Below are 22522 nucleotides of genomic sequence, written 5' to 3' on the forward strand. Positions count from 1 at the left end.
TTTCATAAAAACCCGTACGCCAACCAATAACAAGGGATCACCATGCTCAAGGCCAAACTCACCAAAGGCGCCGCCGCCGTCTTCATGCTGTACTCCGGTCTGTCGCACGCGCAGGAAACGCCGCCTACCCAGGTCGCGATGGCCGACGTGCCGGCGCCCGCCAATATCGATGCCGGGCCGGTTACCAGCGGCGTCGTGATCGTCACCGGCACCCGTGCCTCGGGCCTGAAGGTCGAGAACAGCGCCTCGCCGATCCAGGTGCTCGACGCCGCCTCGCTGAACCGCACCGGCCAGGCCGACCTGCGCCAGGCCCTGGGCCAGAACCTGCCCTCGTTCACGATCCAGGCCTTCGGCTCGGACATGGCGGCGATGACGCTGTCGGCGCGCCTGCGCGGCCTAAGCCCGAACAACACCCTGGTGCTGGTGAACGGCAAGCGCCGTCACGGCACCGCCAACCTGGCCGTGCTGGGCGGCGCCTTCCAGGGCGGCGCGGCGGCCGACCTGAACTACATCCCGCTGGGCGCGATCGACCATGTGGAGGTGCTGCAGGACGGCGCCGCCGCGCAGTACGGCACCGACGCCATCGCCGGCGTGATCAACATCATCCTGAAATCGAACGGCAGCGGCGTGAGCGGCAACGTCAACGGCGGCGGCTACGACGACGGCGGCGGCCACACGGGCAATGCCAGCGCGAACCTCGGCCTGACGCCCTTCGATTCGGCCTACCTGAGCCTGACGGCGGAGACCAAGTACCACGGCTTCAGCAACCGAGGCGGCATCGACCCGCGCGTGATCGACCCGGCCACGCTGGCGGCCCAGCCGCAGCTGCTGCAGGCGCCCGGCTACCCGCACCTGAACCGCATCCAGGGCGACGCCCAGTACCGCCAGCACGTCGGCGCCGCCAACTTCGGCTTCGACCTCGGCGCCAATGCGAGTTTCTACAGCTTCGCCACCTACGGCGAGAAAAAGGCGCGCGCCTACGAGAACTACCGCATGCCGAACCGCATCCCGGCCGTCTACCCGCTCGGCTTCAGCCCCCTCGAGACCTTCGACGAGACCGACTACGCGCTCACCGCCGGCGTCAAGGGCAGTCTCGGCGCCTGGCGTTGGGACCTGTCCAGCACCTACGGCAAGGACATCACTCGCCTGGGCGTGGACGATTCGGTCAACGTCTCGCTGTTCACCGATACCGGCTTTTCGCCGACCACCTTCAAGGCCGGCGAATTTCGCGCCAGCCAGTGGACCAACAACCTCGACATCAGCCGCGAGTTCGACATCGGCTGGGCCGCGCCGCTGAACGTGGCGCTCGGCCTGGAGCAGCGCCGCGACACCTACGAGATCGTGGCCGGCGAACCGGCCTCGCGCTACAAGGAAGGCTCGCAGTCCTATCCCGGCTTCCTGCTCACCGACGCCGGCAAGCACGACCGCGACAACGAAGCCGTGTACATCAACTTCTCCTCGCAACCGGTGACCGGCTGGACGGTCGACCTGGCCGGACGCTACGAGCACTTCAGCGACTTCGGCAACGCCAAGGTCGGCAAGCTGACCTCGCGCTACGACTTTTCGCCGGCCTTTGCCCTGCGCGGCACCTTCAGCAACGGCTTCCGCGCGCCGACCCTGGCCGAGTCCTATTATTCGGCAACGAATGTCTCGCCGCGCAGCGCCTTCGTGCAGCTGGCGCCCAACTCGCCCGGCGCGCGCCTGGTCGGCATCGACGGCCTGAAGCCGGAGAAGTCGACCAACCTCTCGGCCGGCCTGGTGCTGAACCCGGCCCCGGGCGTCACCGTCACCCTCGACGCCTACCAGATCAAGATCCGCGACCGCATCGTCGGCAGCGGCGCCTTGTACGGCTCGGGCGGCGCGGTGAATTCGCCGGCGGTGACGGCGGCCATCCTCGCCAACGGCAACGTGCTCGATCCGACCGTGGTTGAAACCGGCATCAACATCTTCTCGAACGCCATCGACACGCGCAGCCGCGGCCTGGAACTCGTGGCCACCAAGAGCAGCAACTACGGCAACTACGGGCGCGTCGACTGGTCCGCCGCCGCCAACTACAACACTGTAAAGGTCACCAAGATCAACCAGGCGCCGAGCCAGCTGCAGCCGCAGGTGCTGCTCGACGCCACCGCGATCTCGGACATCGAGACCGCCTCGCCGAAGATGCGCGTGAACCTGGGCGCGCTGTGGCGCAGCGGCGCGTGGACGGTGAACCTGCGCGAAGCGATCTACGGCAAGTCGTCGGAGATGCAGTCGCCGGACGGCGGCGCCACCTACTTCAAGAGCGAGATCGGCACCCTGGCCGTGACCGACCTCGAAGTGAGCTACCGCCTGAGCAATGCCTGGACCGTGTCGGTGGGCGCGAACAACCTGTTCAACAAGTATCCGGACCAGGTGAACGCGGAGGTGCTGCGCATCCAGCGCGAGAACCTCGACAACGGCGCGGTGACGATCTACCCGTCGTTCTCGCCGATCGGGATCAACGGCGGCTATTACTACGCGCGCGCCAACTTCAAGTTCTGATGCGGTAAAACGGGCCGGCAGTACCGGTCCTCCTGCCTTCGTGCTGTGCAACGGCGCACAAGCGGCGTGCTTGTGCGCCGCTTGCATGCCGGCACTCCCTGCCTGCATTCGGCTTGCGACATCGTGTCGCGATAACCATACCGACAGCGGACTCGCACACCGCCGCCGGCGACGTCATCGACAGCACAGGCGACAAGGGCTACACAGCATCGCGCTCTCCGTAATGTTGTCCGATTGCACATAACGATAAAGCCTGACGCCGCGTCAGGGTCAAGCATGTTTGCTGAGCAGGTATGATGGTGTTTTTATCGGACGACAACCAGCATGAGCACTGACGGACAGATCACGACCGACGCCATGGCCGCCCTGCGCGCCCGCTTTGATGCGCAGTCGCGCAAGGCGCAGGTGTATTACGCGGTCATGCACGAGATGAAGGGGATACTCGGCAAGGACGAGGCGGCCAGTGCCTGGATGGATGCGCCGCTCGAGGCTTTCGGCGGCCAGACGCCAGCCCAGCTGGTGGCGGCCGGGCGCGAGCAGGAGGTGCTGGCGCATATCCGCGGCGGCGCACAGGCGAAGCCGGGCAAATAATCACGGGACGTAAAAAAACCGGAGCGCGCTCCGGTTTTTTGTTGGCTGCTTCCCCGCTTACGCCTCTTCCGGCGCCTGCGTCATGCGCACGAACATCGGCGCCACCAGCAGGCCCAGCTCGAACAGCAGGCACATCGGAATGGCCAGGGCCAGCTGGCTGACCACGTCCGGCGGCGTGACGATGGCCGCGATCACGAACGCGCCGACGATCATGTAGGGGCGGATCGACTTCAGCTTCTCGATGCTGACAATCCCCATGCGCACCAGGATCACCACCACCACCGGCACCTCGAAGGTGGCGCCGAAAGCCAGGCACATCGACATCACGAAATCGAGGTAGTTCTCGATGTCCGGCATCACCGCGATCGTCGAGGGCGCGAATTCGGCAATGAAGTGGAACACGCGGCCGAACACGAGGAAGTAGCAGAAGGCCACGCCGCCGATGAACAGCAGCGAGGACGAGATCACCAGCGGCAGCACCAGGCGCTTTTCGTGGGCGTACAGGCCGGGGGCGACGAAGGCCCAGATCTGGTAGAACACCCAGGGCAACGCGATGATCAGGGCGACCATCAGCGTCACCTTCATCGGCACCAGGAAGGGCGAGACGACGCCGGTGGCGATCATCTTTGCACCCGGCGGCAGCGATTGCAGCATCGGCTCGGCGAGGAAATCGTAGACCTCCTTCGGCCCCGGCCAGATCATCAACGCGATGCAGACCAGCGCCACGCCGATGATGGCCTTGACCAGGCGGTCGCGCAGCTCGACGAGGTGGGAGATGAAGGTTTCTTCGACTGGCGCTTCTTCGGTCGTCATCTAGAAAAAGGAATTATTGGAGGATTTCACGCCAGGGCGGAACTTGCGCACGCGCGCGGCGCCCGACAATACCCGGGTCTTGCCGCCATGGCGGTGCTTGTACCAGGCGGGGATGGCCGACGAGCGCACCAGCTTCTTGCGCCGGAAGTCGCGCGCCTTGCGTTCGAGGTCGTCGAGCGTGGCCGATGGCGCGGCAGGCGTGGCGATGGTCGGCTGGATATCGCCCTGCCAGGCCGACTTGACGTCGTTCACGGCGCCCGACATGTGGTGCTCGACGTCGGATTGGAACTCGGCCGCGCTGTCCGCCACTTCCTTGTGCAAATTGCGCAATTCGTCGAGCTGGATCTCGCGGCTGACCTCGGATTTCACGTCCTGCAGGTAGCGCTGGGCGCGGCCGTACAGGGTGCCGGCCATGCGCGCCACCTTTGGCAGCTTTTCAGGGCCGATCACGATCAGCGCCACCACACCGATGATGGCGATCTTCGACAGTCCCAGGTCGATCATGGGGCGAGCGAATTACGAACGGTGTTTTTCGCGGGTTTCGACGTCGATCGTCGACTTGTCCGCCACCTGTTGCGTCGGGCTGGCAGGGTTGGCCGGGTTCGAAGCCGACTTCTCTTCTTCACCCTTCACGCCATCCTTGAAGCCCTTGACGGCCTTGCCGATGTCCGAACCGACATTGCCCAGTTTTTTGGTACCGAACAGCAGCACCACCACCACCAGCACGATTACCCAGTGCCAAATACTCATCGAACCCATCGTTATCTCCTTCGCAGACGCTTGCGCCTGAAATTGGTGCAGTCAAACATACCGTGCCAGTATAAGCCATGCGGCCCGACTTGACCCGGCCAAAAGAAACTTGTCAAGAGCCAATACCACAGCGTGCCTCATTGGGAACGTTGCTATGGCTTGGCTGCCGCCCGTACGGTGGGCACTCCGTGCCCACGCGGTTACGTGCGCGTGCGGTTTGTGCTGGCGGTGAAACATCGCCAGCCAGCCCCAAGCGAGGAGACGCACGCGTCGCTTTTCATTGCATATGTTTCGAGCGATCGATCACGGCCAGCGGTGCATGCATGAACACGTAACCGCGTGGGCACGGAGTGCCCACCGTACGATATCGGCCGCAGGCCGCCATTTACGATCGCCCGCTTCCGATGTTAAGTACCCAAACCCCGCCACGGCCGTTCGCCGCCGTACATGTGCAGGTGCAGGTGATACACCTCCTGCCCGCCGTTCGGACCGCTGTTGATCAGGGTCTTGAAGCCGCCGCTGCGCTGGCCGTTGGCATCCGTGGTCACGCCCACGCCCTGCTCGGCCGCCAGCCGCGGCGCCAGCGCCAGCATCTTGCCCAGCACCGCGGTGTGGTCGTCGGTCACGTCGGACAGGGTCGCCACGTGCACCTTCGGGATCACCAGCAGATGCACGGGCGCAGCCGGGTTGATGTCCTTGAAGGCCAGCACATCGTCGTCCTCGTACACCACGTTCGCGGGAATCTGTTTCGCGACGATCTTGCAGAAAATGCAGTTATCCATGTTGTCTCCTTGTGTCCGGCATACTAAGCGCAAACCATGACGGCGCCATGACGCAAACGGTTTCTATGCTTCCTTGCGGGCGGCCTTTTCTTCCAGACCCGACACGCCCTCGCGCCTGGCCAGTTCGTCCAGCACCTGTTGCGGGTTCAAATCGAACTTCGCCAGCAGCAGCATCGAATGGAACCACAGGTCGGCCACTTCGTACACGATTTTCGACGTGTCGCCCGACACGCGCGCGTCTTTCGCCGCCATCACGGTCTCAGTGGCTTCTTCGCCGATCTTTTTCAGGATGGCGTCGTCGCCTTTGGCGAACAGTTTGGCGGCGTACGACGTCGCCGGGTCGCCGCCGTTCTCGGGCTTGCGGCCTTCGATGGTCGCGGCCACGCGGGCCAGGATCTCGCTCATGGGGTCTTCTTCGTATTCGTGTAAATCGTTTCCGGGTCCTGCAGCACCGGCTCCACCGCCTGCCAGTCCTCGCCATCGAACTTCTGGAAGAAGCAGGAATGGCGGCCGGTATGGCAGGCGATGCCGCCGGCCTGCTCGATCTTCAGGAGGATCACGTCTTCGTCGCAATCGAGGCGCATTTCCAGCACCTTCTGCGTGTGGCCGGACTCTTCTCCCTTGTGCCACAGCTTCTTGCGCGAGCGGCTCCAGTAGACGGCTTCGCCCAGTTCCACCGTGCGCGCCAGGGCGTCGCGGTTCATCCAGGCGAACATCAAAATGTCGCCCGTGGCGGCTTCCTGGGCGATCACCGGCACCAGGCCGTTCTCGTCCCAGCGCACTTTTTTCAGCCACTTCGCGTTCGAAGCGGCGTTCGCATTGGTTGGCGTCATCTTCAATCCAGTCGCATCGGAATGCCGCGTTCGGCCATGTAGCGCTTGGCTTCGCCGACCGTGTGTTGGCCGTAGTGGAAGATGGATGCCGCCAGCACCGCATCGGCATGCCCTTCGAGCACGCCATCGGCCAGGTCTTTCAGCCCGCCGACACCGCCCGAGGCGATCACCGGAATGCCGACCGCATCCGACACGGCGCGCGTCAGGCCCAAATCAAAACCGGACTTGGTGCCGTCGCGGTCCATGCTGGTGAGCAGCAGTTCGCCGGCGCCCAGTTCCTGCAGTTTGATCGCCCATTCCACCGCGTCCATCCCGGTGGCATTCCGGCCGCCATGAGTGAACACTTCCCATTTTCCGGGCGCAGTCTGCTTGGCGTCGATCGCCACCACGATGCACTGCGAGCCGTGCTTTTGCGCGGCGTCGAACACCAGCTGCGGGTTCTGCACGGCCGAGGTGTTCATGCTCACCTTGTCGGCGCCGGCATTCAGCAGGCGGCGCACGTCCTCGACCTTGCGCACGCCGCCACCGACGGTGAGCGGAATGAACACGGTCGAGGCAACGGCTTCGATGATCGGCAGGATCAGGTCGCGGCCGTCGCTCGACGCGGTGATGTCGAGGAAGGTGATTTCGTCGGCGCCTTGTCCGTCATAGCGGCGCGCGATTTCGACGGGGTCGCCGGCGTCGCGCAGCTCGGTGAAATTGACGCCCTTGACGACGCGCCCGCCCGTCACGTCCAGGCAGGGGATGATACGTTTTGCCAGCATGGGGTTAAGCTTCTTCGCCCTCGGTCAGTTCGTCGGCGCGGGCCTGGGCCGATGCCAGGTCGAGCGTGCCTTCATAAATCGAACGGCCGCAGATCACGCCTTCGATGCCTTCGTCCTGCACCGCGCACAGCGCTTCGACGTCGGCCAGGTTGTGCAGGCCGCCGGAAGCGATGATCGGGATGCGCACCGCCTGCGCCAGGCGCACGGTGGCTTCGATGTTCACGCCGCCCATCATGCCGTCGCGGCCGATGTCGGTGTAGATGATGGATTCGACGCCGTAGCCTTCGAACTTCTGCGCCAGGTCGATCACTTCGTGGCCGGACATCTTGCTCCAGCCGTCGGTGGCCACTTTACCGTCTTTCGCGTCCAGGCCGACGATGATCGAGCCAGGGAAGGCGCCGCAGGCGTCGTGCAGGAAGCCAGGGTTCTTCACGGCCGCGGTGCCGACGATGATGTAGCTGATGCCGTCGTCCAGGTAACGCTCGATGGTGTCGAGGTCGCGGATGCCGCCGCCCAGTTGCACCGGGATTTCCTCGATGCCGTTCTCTTCGGCGAACTCCTGCACGACTTGCAGGATCGACTTGATGGCCGGCTCGTTCTTCGGTTTACCGGCAAAGGCGCCGTTCAAATCGACCAGGTGCAGGCGGCGCGCGCCACGTTGCAGCCAATGCAGGGCCATTTCGGCGGGGTCTTCGGAGAAGACGGTGGCGAGGTCCATATCGCCTTGTTTCAGGCGAACGCAGTGACCGTCTTTCAGGTCGATGGCGGGGATCAGCAGCATGGTCGTGGTCGGTAAAGGAACGGAGGAAGTGAGCGGAAGAGTGAACGGATGTTCAAGGATTCCAGTGGATGAAATTGCGGTACAGGCGCAGGCCGGCGGCTGCGCTCTTCTCGGGGTGGAACTGGGTGGCGACGAGGTTATCGCGTGCGACGGCGCAGGTGTACAGGCCGCCGTAATCGGTTTCGCCGATGGTGTCGCTGGCTTCGTCGGGCGCCACGTAATAGCTGTGTACGAAGTAGAAATAGCTGCCGTCGGCCACGCCTTCCCACAGCGGGTGGGCGCGGGTCTGCTGGACGCGGTTCCAGCCCATTTGCGGGACCTTGAAGCGCGAGCCGTCGGCCTGGGTCTTGCCATCCAACTGGAAGCGCACCACCTTGCCCGGCAACAGGCCGAGGCCCGGGGTTGTTCCACCCTCGCCGCCATTTTCTTCGCTTTCGTCGAACAGCATCTGCTCGCCCACGCACACGCCCATCACCGGGCGGGTGGCGACGGCGCGGCGCAGCGCGTCTTCGGCGCCCGAGGCGCGCAAGCTGTCCATGCAGTCGCGCATGGCGCCCTGCCCCGGCAGCACGATGCGGTCGGCCGCGTCGATGTCGGCGGCGCTATTCGAGACCAGGATGTCGGCTTCCGGCGCGGCGGCGCGCAGGGCCTGCGCTACCGAGCGCAGGTTGCCGAGGCCATCGACCACTACGATCTTGTTCGCCATGGTGTTTACAGGCTGCCTTTGGTCGAAGGGATGATGCCGGCGGCGCGCTCGTCTAACGTGGTCGCCATGCGCAGCGCGCGGCCGAAGGCCTTGAAGACGGTCTCGCACTGGTGGTGGGCGTTCACACCGCGCAGGTTATCGATGTGCAGGGTCACGCCGGCGTGGTTCACGAAGCCGCGGAAGAATTCGCCGGTGAGATCGACGTCGAAGGTGCCGATCATGGCGCGCGTCCAGGGGATGTGCATTTCCAGGCCAGGACGGCCGGAGAAGTCGATCACCACGCGCGACAGCGCCTCGTCCAGCGGCACGTAGGAGTGACCGTAGCGGGTCATGCCCTTCTTGTCGCCGACGGCCTTGGCGATCGCCATGCCGAGCGTGATGCCGGTGTCTTCGACGGTATGGTGGGCGTCGATGTGCAGGTCACCCACGGCCTCGACTTCCAGGTCGATCATGCCGTGGCGGGCGATCTGGTCCAGCATGTGGTCCAGGAAGGGCACGCCGGTGTTCAGTTTCTGGCGGCCGGTGCCGTCCAGATTGAGCGCGACGCGGATCTGCGTCTCGTTGGTGTTGCGGGTGATGTCTGCGGTGCGGGTCATGAAAAGGTGCTCGTTTGGCTCAGGCGGAGGCTGTTGGGAGGGCCGCCTTCAGGCCGTTCAGGAATGCGGAGTTTTCTTCCGGCGTGCTGACCGTCACACGAATGCAATTGGCCAGCGATGGGTGCATTTTACTCAAATTTTTGATCAGCACCTTCTCGGCAAGGAGTTTAGTGCAGACAGCGGCGGCGTCCGCTACCCGCAGCGAAATGAAATTCGCCGCCGACGGAAATACTTCGACTCCCGGCAGGGCCGCCAGTTCGGCCGCCAGGCGCTCGCGCTCGGCGTTGATCGAGGCGGCCTGGGCATCCAGCACCTCGACGTGATCCAGCACGAACTCGGCCGCCACCTGGGTCAGCACGTTCACGTTATACGGCGGGCGTACCTTCTCGAACTCGGCCAGCAGGGCTGGGGCGGCCGTCATGTAGCCCAGGCGGATGCCGGCCAGGCCCAGCTTCGATACGGTGCGCATCACGACCAGGTTATCGAATTCGCCGAGGCGGTCCATGAAGGTCTGGCGCGCGAACGGTTGATAAGCTTCGTCGAGCACGGCGATGCCGTTGTCGCCCAGGGCGCGCAGGATGGCTTCGATGTCCTCGGTGGCGAACAAATTGCCGGTCGGGTTGTTCGGGTAGGCCAGGAAGACCACGGCCGGCTGGTGTTCTTCAATCGCCGCCAGCATCGCCGGCAAATCCAGCGTGAAGTCGGCCTTCAACGGCACGCCAACGAAATCGGCGCCTGCGAACTGGGCCGAGCGCGAATACATGACAAAGGCCGGCACCGGCGCCATCACGACGGCGCGCTGGTCCGTGCTGGCGACCGTGGTGGTGACGATCTGGATCAGCTCATCCGAGCCGTTGCCGAGCAGGACACCGTAGCCGTCCGGGATGCCCAGCTTGGCGCTGACCTTGTCCTTTAGCGTGGCATACGACGCCACCGGGTAGCGGTTCAGCACCGCGTCGGCCAGGCGCGTGGCCAATTCCTGGCGCAGCGCGTCGGGCAGCGCGTACGGGTTTTCCATCGCGTCCAGCTTGATGTAGCCGCTCGCATCGGGCACGACATAGGCGCTGTTGGCGCGGATGTCCGCGCGGATGACGTTGGCGATCAGGTTCTCGATGGGCATGCTCATTCCTCGGTGGCGGTGGCTGCTGCGCGACTCTTGCGCGCGATACTCTTGCGTTGCTTGATGGTGGGTTCGGGATCGGGCGAGGCCAGGCGCGTTTCGATGATGGCGCAATAGGCCGGGTTCAGCTCGAAGCCGGCGAACTGGCGCCCCAGGCGCTTGGCGGCAATCGCCGTGGTGCCGCTGCCCATGAAGGGGTCGAGCACGACGCCGCCCGGCGGGCAGGACGCCTTGATCATGCGCTCGATGATCTCGAGCGGCTTTTGCGTGGGATGGTCGGCGCGCTCCGGGTGCTCGCGGTGCAGGCGCGACACGCTCCACAGGTCTTTCGGGTTGTAGCCGACTTCGAGCCACTTGGCGCCCACGAAAATCGAGCGCGTGCGTGCCTTCTTGGTCGCTTCGTCGTAGGGCACGCGGACCGCATCGAGATCAAAATAATAATCCTTGCGGTTCACGAAGAAGCCGATGGTGTCGTGTACCGACGAGAAGCTGCGCACGCTGCCGCCCATCGAGGGCACGCGGCGGTCCCAGATGATCTCGTTCATCATCGTCATGCGCTTTTTCAGCATGACGAAGATCTCGGGCGCGAAGCGCCAGGTCAGGAAGATATACAGGCTGCCGTTGGCCTTCAGCTTGGGCAGCGCCGCATTCACCCATTCCTCGGTCCAGGCAAGATAGGCCTCGACGCTCTGCTGGTCCGAGGCATTGCCGTAGTCCTTGCCGAGGTTGTAGGGCGGGTCGGTCAGGATCAGGTCTACCGAACCGTCGGGGATGCGCGCCAGCCCTGCCAGCGCGTCCTCGCAGAAGACCTGGTTGACCCAGTCCGTCATGACTGTTTGATACGCAGTTCTGCGCTGCGGGCGTGCGCCTGCAGTCCCTCGCCATAGGCCAGTTCGGCCGCGACACGGCCCAGCGTCTGGGCGCCGGCTTCGCTTACCTGGATGACCGACGAGCGCTTCTGGAAGTCGTACACGCCCAGCGGCGACGAGAAGCGCGCCGTGCGCGAGGTCGGCAGCACGTGGTTCGGGCCGCAGCAGTAGTCGCCCAGCGACTCCGACGAGAAGCGGCCCAGGAACATGGCGCCGGCGTGGCGGATCTGCTCGGCCCACTGCTGCGGGTTCTCGGCCGAGATTTCCAGGTGCTCGGCGGCGATGTCGTTGGCGATCGCGCAGGCTTCTTCCATGTCGCGCACCTTTACCAGGGCGCCACGGTCGGTGAGCGAGGTCGTGATGGTCTCGGCGCGCGGCATGGTTGGCAGCAGCTTGTGGATGCTGGCCTCGACCTGCTTGATGTAGTCCGCGTCCGGGCACAGCAGGATCGCCTGCGCCAGTTCGTCGTGCTCGGCCTGCGAGAACAAGTCCATCGCTACCCAGTCCGGGTCAGTGGTGCCGTCGCACAGCACCAGGATCTCGGAAGGACCGGCGATCATGTCGATACCGACCACGCCGAACACGCGGCGCTTGGCGGCGGCGACATAGGCATTGCCGGGGCCGACGATCTTGTCGACCTCCGGAATGGTCTCGGTGCCGTAGGCCAGCGCGCCCACAGCCTGGGCGCCGCCAATGGTGATCACGCGCGTCACGCCGGCAATCGCGGCGGCGGCCAGCACCATCTGGTTTTTGACGCCGTCCGGGGTCGGGACTACCATGACGATCTCTTTTACACCGGCCACCTGCGCCGGAATCGCGTTCATCAGCACCGACGATGGATACGCGGCCTTGCCGCCCGGGACGTAGATGCCGACGCGGTCCAGCGGCGTCACGCGCTGGCCCAGCACGGTGCCGTCAGGCTCGGTGTAGGTGAAGCCGTTCAGTTCCTGTTTCTGGCGCTCGTGGAAGACGCGGATGCGCTCGGCCGCGGTCTGCAATGCGGCGCGCTGGGCGTCCGGCAGTGCGGCCAGGGCGGCTTGCAATTCGTCCTGGGTCAGGTCGAAGGCGGTAATGCTGGTGGCGTTCACGCGGTCGAAACGGTTCGTGTATTCGAGCACGGCCGCATCGCCGCGCTTCTTGACGTCGGCGAGGATCTTTGCCACTGCGGTTTCGATTGCATCGTCGGTCGCGGCCTCGAAAGCCAGCAGCGTATGCAGTTGCTGTTTGAAGTTGGCGTCGGTGGAATCGAGGGTGCGGATCTGTACTGCCATGGTTCAGCCTTGTAGTCTGGATGCCTTGTCGAAGGCTTCGATAATCGGTTGCAGGCGCTCGCGTTTGAGCTTGAGCGCGGCCTGGTTCACCACCAGGCGCGAGGAGATCTCCATGATCTTCTCGACTTCGACCAGGTTGTTCGCGCGCAGGGTGTTGCCGGTCGAGACGACGTCGACGATGGCGTCGGACAGGCCGACCAGCGGCGCCAGCTCCATCGAGCCGTACAGCTTGATCAGGTCGACGTGCACGCCTTTCGACGCGAAGTGCTCGCGCGCGGTGTGCGTGAACTTGGTGGCCACGCGCAGGCGCGCGCCCTGGCGCACGGCGGTTTCGTAGTCGAAGCCGGCGTTCACCGCCACCGACATGCGGCAGCAGGCGATGTTCAAATCCACCGGCTGGTACAGGCCTTCGCCGCCATGCTCGAGCAGCACGTCCTTGCCGGCCACACCGAAGTCGGCCGCGCCGTACTGCACGTAGGTCGGCACGTCGGTGGCGCGCACGATCAGCACGCGCACCAGCGGGTCGTTCGTCGCCAGGATGAGTTTACGCGACGTCTCCGGGTTTTCGGTTACGGTGATGCCGGCCGCCTCCAGCAGCGGGAGGGTGTCTTCGAAGATGCGGCCCTTGGACAGCGCCAGGATCAGGCCCGGCTCCGTCGATTGTGTTGCGATGCTCATGAACTTGTTTACCCGATCGATTACTTGATACGCACGATGTCGGCGCCCACCGCCGACAGCTTCACTTCCATGCGGTCGTAGCCGCGGTCGAGGTGGTAGATGCGGTCGATCAGGGTCGTGCCTTCGGCGGCCATGCCGGCGATCACCAGCGAGGCCGAGGCGCGCAGGTCGGTTGCCATCACCGGCGCGCCGACCAGGCGGTCCACGCCCTTGATGAAGGCGGTATTCCCTTCGGTGGAAATGAAGGCGCCGAGGCGGTTCATCTCCTGCACGTGCATGAAGCGGTTTTCAAAAATGGTCTCGGTCACGCGGCTCGGGCCGGCGGCGATGGTATTCACCGCCATGAACTGGGCCTGCATGTCGGTCGGGAAGCCCGGGTATTCGGTGGTACGGAAGGACACCGGCTGCGGACGGCCATCCATGCGCGCACGGATGGTGTTGCTGCCCACTTCCATCTGCAAACCGACTTCGCGCAGCTTGTCGAGCGCGACGTCGAAGATGTCGGTGCGGGTATTCGTCAGCACGATATCGCCGCCGGTGGCAGCGACGGCGCAGAGGAAGGTGGCCGCTTCGATGCGGTCCGAGATCACGGCGTGCTTGGCGCCATGCAGTTCCGAGACGCCCTGGATCACCAGGCGGTCCGTGCCGATGCCCTCGATCTTCGCGCCCATGGCCACCAGCAGGTTGGCCAGGTCGGTGACTTCCGGCTCGCGCGCGGCGTTTTCCAGCACGGTCTCGCCTTCGGCCAGGGTCGCGGCCATCAGCAGGTTCTCGGTGCCGGTGACCGTGATCATGTCGGTCAGGATGCGCGCGCCCTTCAGTTTCTTGGCTTTGGCGTAGATGTAGCCGCCTTCGATGGTGATCTCGGCGCCCATCGCACGCAGGCCCTTGATGTGCTGGTCGACCGGACGCGAACCGATGGCGCAGCCGCCCGGCAGCGAGACCTTGGCTTCGCCGAAACGCGCCAGCAGCGGGCCGAGCACCAGGATCGACGCACGCATGGTCTTCACCAGCTCGTACGGCGCTTCCAGGCTGGTGATGTTGGCGCCGTTCAGGGTGACGTTTTCATCGTCCTGGTTCACGCTCAAGCCGGTCTGGGCCAGCAACTTGAGGATGGTTTTCACATCGTGCAGGCGCGGCACGTTGGTCAGTTCGACGTCGCCTGCCGTCAGCAGGCCAGCGCACAGGATCGGCAGGGCCGCGTTCTTCGCGCCCGATACCGAAATCTCGCCGTTCAGGCGCTTGCCGCCAACAATCTGGAGCTTGTCCATGCTTATCCTTGGTACTCGTCCGGGGTCAGGGTCTTCATCGACAGCGCGTGGATTTCCTCGCGCATGCGGTCGCCGAGCGCGGCGTACACCAGCTGGTGGCGCTGGATCGGGCGCTTGCCGGCGAATTCAGGCGAGACGATCAGGGCCGAAAAGTGCCGGCCATCGCCCTCGACCTGCAGGTGGGTGCATTGCAGGCCCTTTTCGATGTAGCTGTGGATCAGTTCTGGGGTGGTCGACACGATAAATCCTAAATAATGTATTAGTGGCGCAGCTTGTAGCCGTGCCGGAGCAAATTGATCGCAATGGCCGCCAATACCGCGAAGAACACGGAGACGATGGCCAGGCTGGTCCAGGGCGAAATATCGGACGTGCCGAAGAAGCCGTGGCGGAACCCGTCAATCATATAAAAGAACGGGTTGAAATGCGAGACCGCCTGCCAGAAGCCGGGCAGCGAGTGGATCGAATAGAACACACCGGCCAGGAAGGTGGCGGGCATGATCAGGAAGTTCTGGAAAGCCGCGAGCTGGTCGAACTTGTCGGCCCAGATACCGGCGATCACGCCCAGGGTACCCAGGATGGCCGCGCCCAGCACGGCAAACACGATGATCCACAGCGGCGCCGCAAAGCTCAGGTGGGCGAACCAGGCGGTGATTGCGAACACGCCGGCGCCGACCACCAGGCCGCGCACCACGGAAGCGGACACATAGGCCAGCAGGATTTCCCAGTGCGACAGCGGCGGCAGCAGGATGAACACCAGGTTGCCGGTGATCTTGGACTGGATCAGCGATGACGACGAATTGGCAAAGGCGTTCTGCAGCACGCTCATCATCACCAGGCCCGGCACCAGGAAGGCGGTGTAGCTGACGCCCGGGTAGACTTCGACCCGGCCTTCGAGCACGTGGCCGAAGATCAGCAAATACAGCATGGCGGTCAGGATCGGCGCGGCGATGGTTTGCGTCGCCACTTTCCAGAAACGCAGCATTTCTTTGTAGAACAGAGTACGGAAACCCACGGAAACGAAACTCACAGTGCACCCTTTCCGGCTTTGGCATCGCCCATGATTTGCAGGAAGATGTCTTCCAGGTCGGCTTGCTGGAGCTGCATCTCGTCGACCACGGCGCCGCTTTCGCGCAGGCGCGCCAGGATGGCCTCGACTTCGCCCGGCGCATTGATGCGCAGGCTGTAGCGGTTGCCCTTGCCATTTTCCTGTTCGTCGTGCGAGACCAGCGGACGCAGGCCTTCGGGCAGCGTGCCTTCCTTCAGGTGGACGATGAGTTGCGAGCCGGACACGCGGCGCAGCAGGCCCTGCATGCTGTCGAGCGCCACCACTTCGCCGAGCTTCAACATGGCCACGCGCTGGCACATGGCCTCGGCTTCTTCCAGGTAGTGGGTGGTCAGCACCACGGTGTGGCCTTCGCGGTTCAGGCGCGAAATGAATTTCCACAAGGTCTGGCGCAGCTCGACGTCGACGCCGGCGGTCGGCTCATCGAGCACGATGACGGGCGGCTTGTGCACCAGGGCTTGCGCCACCAGCACGCGGCGCTTCATGCCGCCGGACAGGGCGCGCATGTTGACGTCGGCTTTATTCGTGAGATCGAGGTTGTGCATGACCTCGTCGATCCAGGCGTCGTTGTTCTTGATGCCGAAGTAACCCGACTGCAGGCGCAAGGTTTCGCGCACGGTGAAGAAGGGATCGAACACCAGTTCCTGGGGCACCACGCCGAGGTTCTTGCGCGCATTGCGGAAGTCGGTGACGACGTCGTGGCCGTGGATCTTGACGCTGCCGACGTCGGGCCGGATCAGGCCGGCGATGGTGGAAATCAGGGTCGTCTTGCCGGCGCCGTTCGGGCCCAGCAGGCCGAAGAATTCGCCTTGTTCGATGTTCAGGGAAACGCCCTTGAGGGCCTTGAAGCCCTTGTAGCTTTTCTCGACGCTGTTGATCTGGATCGCTGTCATTGTTCTTGGGAGTGGCCGTGGCGCAGGACGCGCGCGAGCCGAGCGGGGAAACGACCCATTATAGGGGAAATCGGAAATGCAAGAGCTTGGGGGAATGAGAAGCCAAGAATGCCGGCTTATAGGAGGTGCCGAAGGAATTGGCGAACTCAACCGTAGGGTGGGCACTCCGTGCCCACGCGGAATGTCGCGTCATCGGCGGCGGTCGTGGCAGAGGCAAAATGTGGAAGCCAATCAGGCTCCGGAAGAGAGTCGATAACGCATCAGGCCAAAATGGGCGTTATCGAAACGCCCCCATGGGATGAGCCGCGGGCCTGCATGCTTCACGCGTGGGCACGGAGTGCCCACCCTACGGTTCACCGTCGCGGCCATTTATGGCTGCAGCGGCACACTTACGACCGCTCCAGCACCCCATCCAACCCATACAAATTCGCCAGCGCATCGATATTCGCCGGCACATTGATGAACGTGAGCTTCTGCCCCGCATCGCGTGCGCGGCGCTGCCAGGCCAGCAACAAAGCCACGCCCGAGGAATCGGCGGCGCGCACGCCGCCCAGGTCGAACACGGTCTCGCCGGCGCGGATGGCGGCGATGCCCTGCTCCAGGGCCGCATCGGCGGTCTCGAAGGTCAGGGCGTCGAGTGACAACATAGGATTTGCTTCGGCCATTATTTCTTCGGCGTGTTCAGCGGCTTGCTGGCCAGCTGCTTGTTGCGTTCGGCCAGGCGGTTGATCAGGCCATCGATGCCGGACTTGTTGATCTCGGCGGTGAAGGTGCCCTTGTAGGTTTCCACCAGCCAGGCGCCCAGCACGTTGATGTCGTAGATCTTCCAGCCGCCGTCGCCCTTGGCCAGGCGGTAGTTCAGGGTGATCGGCTCGCCGCGCGACACGTTCACCTGCGAACGCACTTCGACGTCGGTGTCGGTTGGGCTGGCACGCATCGGCTTGAACTCGACGGTTTCATTCTTGATCGTCGACAGCGCGCCCGAGTAGGTGTAGACCAGCAGCGTGCGGAATTCTTCCGACAGGCGCTTTTGCTGTTCCGGGGTAGCCTGGCGCCAGAAGCGGCCGGCTGCCTGGGCGGTCATTTTCTCGGCATCCACGTACGGCAGGATCTTCGAGTTGACCAGGTCCATGATCTTGTTGCGGTTACCGGCCTGGATGTCCTTGTCGGACTTCACGGTGTCGATGACTTCGGCGCTGATGCGCTTGACCAGCACGTCCGGTGCTTCGTTGGTGGCAGGCGCCGGCGCAGCGATGACGCTGGTGGCAAAGGCGACGGAAGCAACGGTGGCAATGAGGTGGGCGATGGGTTTCATGGGCTCTCTCTTTTCTGTTCGTTGTAGGTTCCGGCTGGGGCGCCGCGTCAAGCGGGGCGACAGCCGGTTCCCTGGACTGCGCAGTGATTACTGCGTCTTCGCAGGCGTTTCCGCCGCGGCAGGTTCGGCCGGCGCCGGCGATGCCGGCAGCGGCACTACCTGGCTGCTGGAGGCCGGCGCATCGTCGCCGTCGTCTTCGGCCGCGGCACGCGGCACGTTGCCGTCGTACACCTGGCTCTGGCGGCGCTGCAGGTAACCGTCGCGCAGGAATTCGTAACGGTCGAGTGCGGCTTCTTCCAGCAGGTTCGATGCATCCAGCAGCGAAGCGCGCTGGTCGATCACACGAATACCGCTGCCGATGTTGCGCCAGTTGTGCGGGTCCTTGTACTTCCATGGATCGCCCCAGCGGTCCGCCGGCAAGGCGGTGGTGTCACGGATCGTAGATGGGCCCAACAGCGGCAACATCAAGAAGGGACCCGAAGGAACACCCCAATAACCGAGGGTTTGGCCAAAATCTTCGTTGTGCTTCTGCAAACCGGCTTCCGACGCGATGTCGAGCAGGCCCAGGATGCCGAAGGTCGAGTTCAGCGCCACGCGGGTAACGTCGGTCATGCCGGCTTCGCCCTTGCCCTGCAGCAGGTTGTTGACGGCGCTCCAGGCATCCGACAGATTGCCGAAGAAATTGCCGACGCCGGTCTGGACGAAGCCCGGGGTCACGTTCTTGTAGCCGGTGGCGACCGGCTTCAGCACGGTGCGGTCGACCGCGTCGTTGAAGGCGAAGCTTGCGCGGTTAAACTTTTCCAGCGGATCCTGCGGGTTGGCCGAGGTAGCGCAACCCGACAGCACGGCGCAGGCGGCCACTGCCAGGGCCAGGCCACTCAGTCGCGGCAGGGTAGTCATCTTCTTGCTTTTCATTCGCTGCCATCCTTTCCTTCGGCGGCCTTGCTGTAGATGAACTGGTTGATCAGGTCTTCCAGCACGGTGGCCGATTGCGTACGGTTGATTCGATCGCCGTCGACGAGGTTCTTGGTGTCGCCGCCCGGTTCGATGCCAATGTATTGCTCGCCCAGCAACCCTGCGGTCAAAATCTTGAGCGACGAATCTTTCGGGAACTGATAGTTTTCGTCCAGATCCAGGGTCACATTCGCCTGGAACGTTTTATCGTCGAAGCTGATGTCGCCAACGCGACCCACCACGACACCGGCGCTCTTGACTGGCGCCTGCGGCTTCAAGCCACCGATGTTGTCGAATTTCCCTGTCACGACGTAGGTGTCGGTAAAGGAAAGCGAGCTCATGTTACCGGCCTGGAGGGCCAGGAACAGGACAGCGGCCGCGCCCAGCAGAACGAAGAGGCCGACCCAGACGTCGATGATTTTACGGTGCATAGTAATTCCTAGTAGTCAGGCCATCTGTGCGCGGCCAAACGAAACGGTTCTGATTTGTTGAGTTGTTTATTTGTCGATTACTGCGTGAACATCAGCGCGGTCATTACGAAATCCAGGCCCAGCACCAGCAGCGACGCGATCACGACGGTGCGGGTGGTAGCACGCGCCACGTCGGCCGGGGTCGGCTTGGCGTTGTAACCCTGGAACAGCGCGGTGAAGGTCACGGCGATACCGAACACGAAGCTCTTGATAATGCTGCTCATCACGTCGCGGTTGACGTCGACGCCGGCCTGCATCTGCGACCAGAACGCGCCTTCGTCGAGGCTGAGCAATTTCACGGCCACCAGGTAGCTGCCGACGATGCCGACCGCCGAGAACACGGCTGCCAGCACCGGCATGGCGATGACGCCGCCCCAGAAACGCGGCGCGAGGACGCGCTGCACCGGGTTGACTGCCATCATTTCCATGGCCGACAGCTGCTCGCCCGCCTTCATCAGGCCGATCTCGGCCGTGAGCGAGGTGCCGGCACGGCCCGCGAACAGCAGCGCGGTAACGACCGGGCCGAGTTCGCGGATCAGCGACAAGGCCGTCAGCGAACCGAGCTTTTCCTCGGCGCCGAACTGGATCAGGTTGACGTAGAACTGCAGGCCCAGCACCAGGCCGACGAACAGGCCGGAGACGATGGTGATGACCAGCGAATAGTTACCGATGAAGTGGACTTGCTCGGAAATCAGCGAGGGACGGCGGAAGGCGCCCGGCGAAAAACGCAGCAAATTGAAAAACGCGCGCGTGGCAAAGCCCAGGGCTTCGACGCCTTCGCGCGCGGTGCGGCCGGCCGCTTCCAGGAAACGCACGATCATCGCTTCGCTCCCAGGCCCAGGTCGTCGCCGAGCGACTTGCCGGGGTAATGGAAGGGCACCGGGCCGTCCGGTTCGGCGTTCACGAACTGCTTCACGTACGGGTCGGTCGAGACGCGCAGTTCTTCCGGCGTGCCTTCGGCCACGATTTTGCCGGCCGACATGAAGTAAACATAGTCGGCAATAGCAAAAGTTTCCTTGACGTCGTGCGAGACCAGGATCGAGGTCGAGCCGAGCGCGTCGTTCAGGTTGCGGATCAGGTTGGCGGTCACGCCCATCGAGATCGGGTCGAGGCCGGCAAAGGGCTCGTCGTACATGATGAGTTCGGGGTCGAGCGCGATCGCGCGCGCGACGGCCACGCGGCGCGCCATGCCGCCGGAAATCTCGCCCGGCTTGAGTTTATGGGCATTGCGCAGGCCGACGGCATTGAGCTTCATCAGCACCAGATCGCGGATCAGTTCTTCGGACAGATCGGTATGTTCGCGCAGCGGGAAGGCAACGTTGTCGAAGATGGACAGGTCGGTAAACAGGGCGCCGAACTGGAACAGCATGCCCATGCGGCGGCGCAGGCGGTACAGGCCGTCGGTGCGCAACTCGTGCACGACCTCGCCGCCGACCCGCACCTGGCCGCGCTGCGGACGGATTTGTCCGCCGATCAGGCGCAACACCGTGGTCTTGCCGCAGCCGGACCCGCCCATGACGGCAATAAGCTTGCCGCGCGGGAAGTCCATGCGCAGATTCGACAGGATCTTGCGGTCGCCGTAGCCGAACTCAAGATCACGTATTTCTACTAAGTTAGACACAGGGGGTAATTAGATTTGGGGAATCTCGTATTGTAGTGCAGAAACGGCAACCGCTGCTTGAGGCCCCTCGGTTTCCACCCATTGTACGACGCACAATTACAACACAAATAACTCGAAAGTCAGCTATTTAATGTTGTAAGTAATTGTTTTTTCTAGGATATGCATATAAGACAATATTTCTATTTGTTGTCTTATATAAACATTACTCTGGAGAAGCGCGAAAACTGGATGACAAGATGGGGCCGCTTTCAAGGAAAGCAAGAGTGATCGTTTGCGGCTCGAAAGAGATCGAAAAACCGGCGGGGAGGCAGAGGTTTGACTGGCGTTTTGGCGGGAAGTTGACCCTTCCCGCCGGTTCCTTCTCATTAGCGCGGCAGTACCGACGAACCCATCAGGAACTCATCGACCGCGCGTGCGCATTGGCGCCCTTCCCGGATCGCCCATACCACCAGCGACTGGCCGCGGCGCATGTCGCCGGCGACAAACACTTTCGGCACCGAGGTCTGGTAGGCGTTTTCGCCCTCGACCGTGGCCTTGGTATTGCCGCGTGCATCTTTCTGCACGCCGAAAGCGTCCAGCACCTGCTGCACCGGCGACACAAAGCCCATGGCCAGGAAGACCAGGTCGGCCTTCAGTTCGAATTCCGAGTCCGGCACTTCGGTCATCTTGCCGTCTTTCCACTCGACGTGGCAGGCGACCAGTTTTTCCAGCTTGCCGTTCTTGCCTTCGAAGCGCTTGGTGGCCACTGCGAAATCGCGCTCGCAGCCTTCCTCGTGCGAGGACGAGGTGCGCAATTTCGTCGGCCAGTAGGGCCAGACCAGGGGTTTGTTTTCCTGTTCCGGCGGCATCGGCATCAGTTCGAACTGGGTGATCGATTCGGCGCCGTGGCGGTTCGAGGTGCCGACGCAGTCGGAACCGGTGTCGCCGCCGCCGATCACGACCACGTGCTTGCCGGTGGCCTTGATCTGGTCTTTCAATTTGTCGCCAGCATTCACGCGGTTCTGCTGGGGCAGGAAGTCCATGGCGAAATGCACGCCCTTCAGCTCGCGGCCCGGCACCGGCAAATCGCGCGGCTGCTCGGCACCGCCGGCCATGACCACGGCGTCGAATTCGGCGGCCAGGTCTTCGGGGAAGATGGTGTCGCGCGCCATGTTGCTGACGGCGGCCGGGAAATCCTTGCCGATCAGGACGCCCGTGCGGAAAGTCACGCCTTCCGCCTGCATCTGTTCCACACGACGGTCGATCAGCGTCTTTTCCATCTTGAAGTCGGGGATGCCGTAGCGCAGCAGGCCGCCGATGCGGTCGCTCTTTTCAAACACCGTCACGTCGTGGCCGGCGCGCGCCAGTTGCTGGGCGGCGGCCAGGCCGGCGGGGCCGGAGCCGACCACGGCGACTTTCTTGCCGGTTTTATGCGTCGGTGGTTGCGGCACGACCCAGCCGTGTTCCCAGGCGGTGTCGGCGATCTTGCGCTCGATCGACTTGATGCCGACCGGATCGTTGTTGATGTTCAGCGTGCACGAGGCTTCGCAAGGGGCCGGGCAGATGCGGCCGGTGACCTCGGGGAAGTTGTTCGTCGAGTGCAGGTTGTCGATCGCGCCGCGGTAGTTGTTGTGGTAGACCAGGTCGTTCCAGTCAGGGATCTGGTTGTTGACCGGGCAGCCGGTGTTGCAGAACGGGATGCCGCAGTCCATGCAGCGTGCGCCCTGGACCTTGGCTTGCGGGTCGGTCAGTGTGAGGACGAATTCCTTGTAGTTCTTGATACGGGTGGCGGGATCGAGGTATTGCTCTTCCTGCCGTTGAAATTCCATGAAGCCAGTGATTTTGCCCATGTTGCTGTTCCTTTGTTCTTTGCCGGATTCAC

At 63.6% G+C, this 22522-nt stretch carries 27 protein-coding genes; 2 read left to right on the forward strand and 25 right to left on the reverse strand.

The features are described 5' to 3' along the window. Window positions 1-42: 42 nt before the first annotated feature. Together ACWYRN_RS07955 and ACWYRN_RS07960 are read left to right on the forward strand one after the other, a co-directional pair. Window positions 43-2520 carry a TonB-dependent receptor plug domain-containing protein gene (locus tag ACWYRN_RS07955; RefSeq protein ID WP_488691908.1) on the forward strand — a complete coding sequence of 826 codons (2478 nt, stop codon included), beginning with the start codon at window positions 43-45 and terminating at the stop codon, window positions 2518-2520. 324 nt (window positions 2521-2844) lie between these two features. Next, the gene (locus tag ACWYRN_RS07960) at window positions 2845-3111 is read left to right on the forward strand and encodes an MbcA/ParS/Xre antitoxin family protein (protein WP_488691910.1); all 267 of its coding nucleotides are present in this window, start codon (window positions 2845-2847) and stop codon (window positions 3109-3111) included. A gap of 57 nt (window positions 3112-3168) precedes the next feature. Here the strand turns inward: ACWYRN_RS07960 and tatC are convergent, their stop codons facing one another. From tatC to ACWYRN_RS08085, 25 genes are all read right to left on the reverse strand, one after another. Further along, a complete protein-coding gene (tatC, locus tag ACWYRN_RS07965; protein WP_290421011.1) occupies window positions 3169-3924 on the reverse strand; it encodes a twin-arginine translocase subunit TatC in 756 nt (251 codons plus the stop codon). Further along, the gene (gene tatB / locus ACWYRN_RS07970) at window positions 3925-4428 is read right to left on the reverse strand and encodes a Sec-independent protein translocase protein TatB (protein WP_488691911.1); all 504 of its coding nucleotides are present in this window, start codon (window positions 4426-4428) and stop codon (window positions 3925-3927) included. A 12-nt stretch (window positions 4429-4440) separates the two neighbouring features. Next, window positions 4441-4683 carry a Sec-independent protein translocase subunit TatA gene (tatA, locus tag ACWYRN_RS07975; RefSeq protein WP_290421013.1) on the reverse strand — a complete coding sequence of 81 codons (243 nt, stop codon included), beginning with the start codon at window positions 4681-4683 and terminating at the stop codon, window positions 4441-4443. Window positions 4684-5081: 398 nt separating this feature from the next. Beyond that, entirely contained in the window at window positions 5082-5456 is a 375-nt protein-coding gene (locus tag ACWYRN_RS07980) for a histidine triad nucleotide-binding protein (RefSeq protein WP_229436450.1), read from the reverse strand. 63 nt (window positions 5457-5519) lie between these two features. Then, the gene (locus ACWYRN_RS07985) at window positions 5520-5861 is read right to left on the reverse strand and encodes a phosphoribosyl-ATP diphosphatase (protein WP_290421014.1); all 342 of its coding nucleotides are present in this window, start codon (window positions 5859-5861) and stop codon (window positions 5520-5522) included. Beyond that, a complete protein-coding gene (gene hisI, locus ACWYRN_RS07990; RefSeq protein WP_488691912.1) occupies window positions 5858-6289 on the reverse strand; it encodes a phosphoribosyl-AMP cyclohydrolase in 432 nt (143 codons plus the stop codon). The genes ACWYRN_RS07985 and hisI overlap by 4 nt, the downstream gene beginning before the upstream one ends. 2 nt (window positions 6290-6291) lie before the next feature. Beyond that, complete coding sequence (hisF, locus tag ACWYRN_RS07995) at window positions 6292-7053, reverse strand: imidazole glycerol phosphate synthase subunit HisF (protein ID WP_488691913.1); 762 nt, start codon at window positions 7051-7053, stop codon at window positions 6292-6294. A gap of 4 nt (window positions 7054-7057) precedes the next feature. After that, window positions 7058-7834 carry a 1-(5-phosphoribosyl)-5-[(5-phosphoribosylamino)methylideneamino]imidazole-4-carboxamide isomerase gene (hisA, locus tag ACWYRN_RS08000; RefSeq protein WP_488691914.1) on the reverse strand — a complete coding sequence of 259 codons (777 nt, stop codon included), beginning with the start codon at window positions 7832-7834 and terminating at the stop codon, window positions 7058-7060. Between the two features lie 52 nt (window positions 7835-7886). Next, window positions 7887-8540, reverse strand: a complete 654-nt coding sequence (hisH, locus tag ACWYRN_RS08005; protein ID WP_488691915.1) for an imidazole glycerol phosphate synthase subunit HisH — start codon at window positions 8538-8540, stop codon at window positions 7887-7889. A gap of 5 nt (window positions 8541-8545) precedes the next feature. Next, entirely contained in the window at window positions 8546-9136 is a 591-nt protein-coding gene (gene hisB / locus ACWYRN_RS08010; RefSeq protein WP_056341024.1) for an imidazoleglycerol-phosphate dehydratase HisB, read from the reverse strand. Between the two features lie 19 nt (window positions 9137-9155). Further along, window positions 9156-10256 (reverse strand): histidinol-phosphate transaminase, encoded by a 1101-nt coding sequence (gene hisC / locus ACWYRN_RS08015; RefSeq protein WP_488691916.1) that lies wholly within the window; start codon window positions 10254-10256, stop codon window positions 9156-9158. 2 nt (window positions 10257-10258) lie between these two features. After that, the gene (locus ACWYRN_RS08020) at window positions 10259-11086 is read right to left on the reverse strand and encodes a DNA-methyltransferase (RefSeq protein ID WP_488691917.1); all 828 of its coding nucleotides are present in this window, start codon (window positions 11084-11086) and stop codon (window positions 10259-10261) included. After that, window positions 11083-12396 carry a histidinol dehydrogenase gene (gene hisD / locus ACWYRN_RS08025; protein ID WP_488691918.1) on the reverse strand — a complete coding sequence of 438 codons (1314 nt, stop codon included), beginning with the start codon at window positions 12394-12396 and terminating at the stop codon, window positions 11083-11085. The genes ACWYRN_RS08020 and hisD overlap by 4 nt, the downstream gene beginning before the upstream one ends. A gap of 3 nt (window positions 12397-12399) precedes the next feature. Beyond that, window positions 12400-13074, reverse strand: a complete 675-nt coding sequence (hisG, locus tag ACWYRN_RS08030) for an ATP phosphoribosyltransferase (RefSeq protein WP_488691919.1) — start codon at window positions 13072-13074, stop codon at window positions 12400-12402. A gap of 20 nt (window positions 13075-13094) precedes the next feature. After that, window positions 13095-14345, reverse strand: coding sequence for a UDP-N-acetylglucosamine 1-carboxyvinyltransferase (gene murA, locus ACWYRN_RS08035; RefSeq protein ID WP_488691920.1), 1251 nt, complete (start codon window positions 14343-14345; stop codon window positions 13095-13097). A 2-nt stretch (window positions 14346-14347) separates the two neighbouring features. Further along, window positions 14348-14584, reverse strand: coding sequence for a BolA family protein (locus tag ACWYRN_RS08040; protein ID WP_229436430.1), 237 nt, complete (start codon window positions 14582-14584; stop codon window positions 14348-14350). Between the two features lie 20 nt (window positions 14585-14604). Then, complete coding sequence (locus tag ACWYRN_RS08045) at window positions 14605-15327, reverse strand: ABC transporter permease (protein ID WP_229436585.1); 723 nt, start codon at window positions 15325-15327, stop codon at window positions 14605-14607. Window positions 15328-15368: 41 nt separating this feature from the next. Next, window positions 15369-16301, reverse strand: coding sequence for an ABC transporter ATP-binding protein (locus tag ACWYRN_RS08050; RefSeq protein ID WP_488691921.1), 933 nt, complete (start codon window positions 16299-16301; stop codon window positions 15369-15371). Between the two features lie 389 nt (window positions 16302-16690). After that, on the reverse strand, window positions 16691-16948 hold the full coding sequence (locus ACWYRN_RS08055) for an STAS domain-containing protein (protein WP_229436427.1): 258 nt from the start codon (window positions 16946-16948) through the stop codon (window positions 16691-16693). Between the two features lie 17 nt (window positions 16949-16965). Then, window positions 16966-17616, reverse strand: coding sequence for an MlaC/ttg2D family ABC transporter substrate-binding protein (locus ACWYRN_RS08060; protein WP_488691922.1), 651 nt, complete (start codon window positions 17614-17616; stop codon window positions 16966-16968). 87 nt (window positions 17617-17703) lie between these two features. Further along, window positions 17704-18531 (reverse strand): MlaA family lipoprotein, encoded by an 828-nt coding sequence (locus tag ACWYRN_RS08065; protein WP_488691923.1) that lies wholly within the window; start codon window positions 18529-18531, stop codon window positions 17704-17706. Next, the gene (mlaD, locus tag ACWYRN_RS08070; RefSeq protein WP_229436422.1) at window positions 18528-19001 is read right to left on the reverse strand and encodes an outer membrane lipid asymmetry maintenance protein MlaD; all 474 of its coding nucleotides are present in this window, start codon (window positions 18999-19001) and stop codon (window positions 18528-18530) included. Before mlaD ends, ACWYRN_RS08065 begins: the two co-directional genes overlap by 4 nt. A 77-nt stretch (window positions 19002-19078) precedes the next feature. Beyond that, window positions 19079-19861, reverse strand: coding sequence for a lipid asymmetry maintenance ABC transporter permease subunit MlaE (mlaE, locus tag ACWYRN_RS08075; protein ID WP_229436420.1), 783 nt, complete (start codon window positions 19859-19861; stop codon window positions 19079-19081). Continuing rightward, complete coding sequence (locus ACWYRN_RS08080; protein WP_229436419.1) at window positions 19858-20661, reverse strand: ABC transporter ATP-binding protein; 804 nt, start codon at window positions 20659-20661, stop codon at window positions 19858-19860. The genes mlaE and ACWYRN_RS08080 overlap by 4 nt, the downstream gene beginning before the upstream one ends. A 365-nt stretch (window positions 20662-21026) precedes the next feature. After that, window positions 21027-22490: a glutamate synthase subunit beta gene (locus tag ACWYRN_RS08085; RefSeq protein ID WP_488691924.1), complete on the reverse strand. Its 1464-nt coding sequence runs from the start codon at window positions 22488-22490 to the stop codon at window positions 21027-21029. Between the last annotated feature and the right edge of the window lie 32 nt (window positions 22491-22522).

It is taken from the genome of Massilia sp. BAP21 (assembly GCF_057801335.1).

What these genes read in the sequence shown, in the direction of transcription:
- tatC (WP_290421011.1), bottom strand. Translation starts at nt 3,924, where the DNA reads ATGACGACCGAAGAAGCGCCAGTCGAAGAAACCTTCATCTCCCACCTC.
- hisH (WP_488691915.1), bottom strand. Translation starts at nt 8,540, where the DNA reads ATGGCGAACAAGATCGTAGTGGTCGATGGCCTCGGCAACCTGCGCTCG.
- hisC (WP_488691916.1), bottom strand. Translation starts at nt 10,256, where the DNA reads ATGCCCATCGAGAACCTGATCGCCAACGTCATCCGCGCGGACATCCGC.
- murA (WP_488691920.1), bottom strand. Translation starts at nt 14,345, where the DNA reads ATGGACAAGCTCCAGATTGTTGGCGGCAAGCGCCTGAACGGCGAGATT.
- hisD (WP_488691918.1), bottom strand. Translation starts at nt 12,396, where the DNA reads ATGGCAGTACAGATCCGCACCCTCGATTCCACCGACGCCAACTTCAAA.
- ACWYRN_RS07980 (WP_229436450.1), bottom strand. Translation starts at nt 5,456, where the DNA reads ATGGATAACTGCATTTTCTGCAAGATCGTCGCGAAACAGATTCCCGCG.
- ACWYRN_RS08055 (WP_229436427.1), bottom strand. Translation starts at nt 16,948, where the DNA reads ATGTTGTCACTCGACGCCCTGACCTTCGAGACCGCCGATGCGGCCCTG.
- mlaD (WP_229436422.1), bottom strand. Translation starts at nt 19,001, where the DNA reads ATGCACCGTAAAATCATCGACGTCTGGGTCGGCCTCTTCGTTCTGCTG.
- ACWYRN_RS08020 (WP_488691917.1), bottom strand. Translation starts at nt 11,086, where the DNA reads ATGACGGACTGGGTCAACCAGGTCTTCTGCGAGGACGCGCTGGCAGGG.
- hisF (WP_488691913.1), bottom strand. Translation starts at nt 7,053, where the DNA reads ATGCTGGCAAAACGTATCATCCCCTGCCTGGACGTGACGGGCGGGCGC.
- ACWYRN_RS07960 (WP_488691910.1), top strand. Translation starts at nt 2,845, where the DNA reads ATGAGCACTGACGGACAGATCACGACCGACGCCATGGCCGCCCTGCGC.
- tatA (WP_290421013.1), bottom strand. Translation starts at nt 4,683, where the DNA reads ATGGGTTCGATGAGTATTTGGCACTGGGTAATCGTGCTGGTGGTGGTG.
- ACWYRN_RS08085 (WP_488691924.1), bottom strand. Translation starts at nt 22,490, where the DNA reads ATGGGCAAAATCACTGGCTTCATGGAATTTCAACGGCAGGAAGAGCAA.
- ACWYRN_RS08050 (WP_488691921.1), bottom strand. Translation starts at nt 16,301, where the DNA reads ATGACAGCGATCCAGATCAACAGCGTCGAGAAAAGCTACAAGGGCTTC.
- ACWYRN_RS08060 (WP_488691922.1), bottom strand. Translation starts at nt 17,616, where the DNA reads ATGAAACCCATCGCCCACCTCATTGCCACCGTTGCTTCCGTCGCCTTT.
- ACWYRN_RS08065 (WP_488691923.1), bottom strand. Translation starts at nt 18,531, where the DNA reads ATGAAAAGCAAGAAGATGACTACCCTGCCGCGACTGAGTGGCCTGGCC.
- hisA (WP_488691914.1), bottom strand. Translation starts at nt 7,834, where the DNA reads ATGCTGCTGATCCCCGCCATCGACCTGAAAGACGGTCACTGCGTTCGC.
- hisB (WP_056341024.1), bottom strand. Translation starts at nt 9,136, where the DNA reads ATGACCCGCACCGCAGACATCACCCGCAACACCAACGAGACGCAGATC.
- ACWYRN_RS07985 (WP_290421014.1), bottom strand. Translation starts at nt 5,861, where the DNA reads ATGAGCGAGATCCTGGCCCGCGTGGCCGCGACCATCGAAGGCCGCAAG.
- ACWYRN_RS07955 (WP_488691908.1), top strand. Translation starts at nt 43, where the DNA reads ATGCTCAAGGCCAAACTCACCAAAGGCGCCGCCGCCGTCTTCATGCTG.
- ACWYRN_RS08045 (WP_229436585.1), bottom strand. Translation starts at nt 15,327, where the DNA reads ATGCTGCGTTTCTGGAAAGTGGCGACGCAAACCATCGCCGCGCCGATC.
- tatB (WP_488691911.1), bottom strand. Translation starts at nt 4,428, where the DNA reads ATGATCGACCTGGGACTGTCGAAGATCGCCATCATCGGTGTGGTGGCG.
- hisI (WP_488691912.1), bottom strand. Translation starts at nt 6,289, where the DNA reads ATGACGCCAACCAATGCGAACGCCGCTTCGAACGCGAAGTGGCTGAAA.
- hisG (WP_488691919.1), bottom strand. Translation starts at nt 13,074, where the DNA reads ATGAGCATCGCAACACAATCGACGGAGCCGGGCCTGATCCTGGCGCTG.
- mlaE (WP_229436420.1), bottom strand. Translation starts at nt 19,861, where the DNA reads ATGATCGTGCGTTTCCTGGAAGCGGCCGGCCGCACCGCGCGCGAAGGC.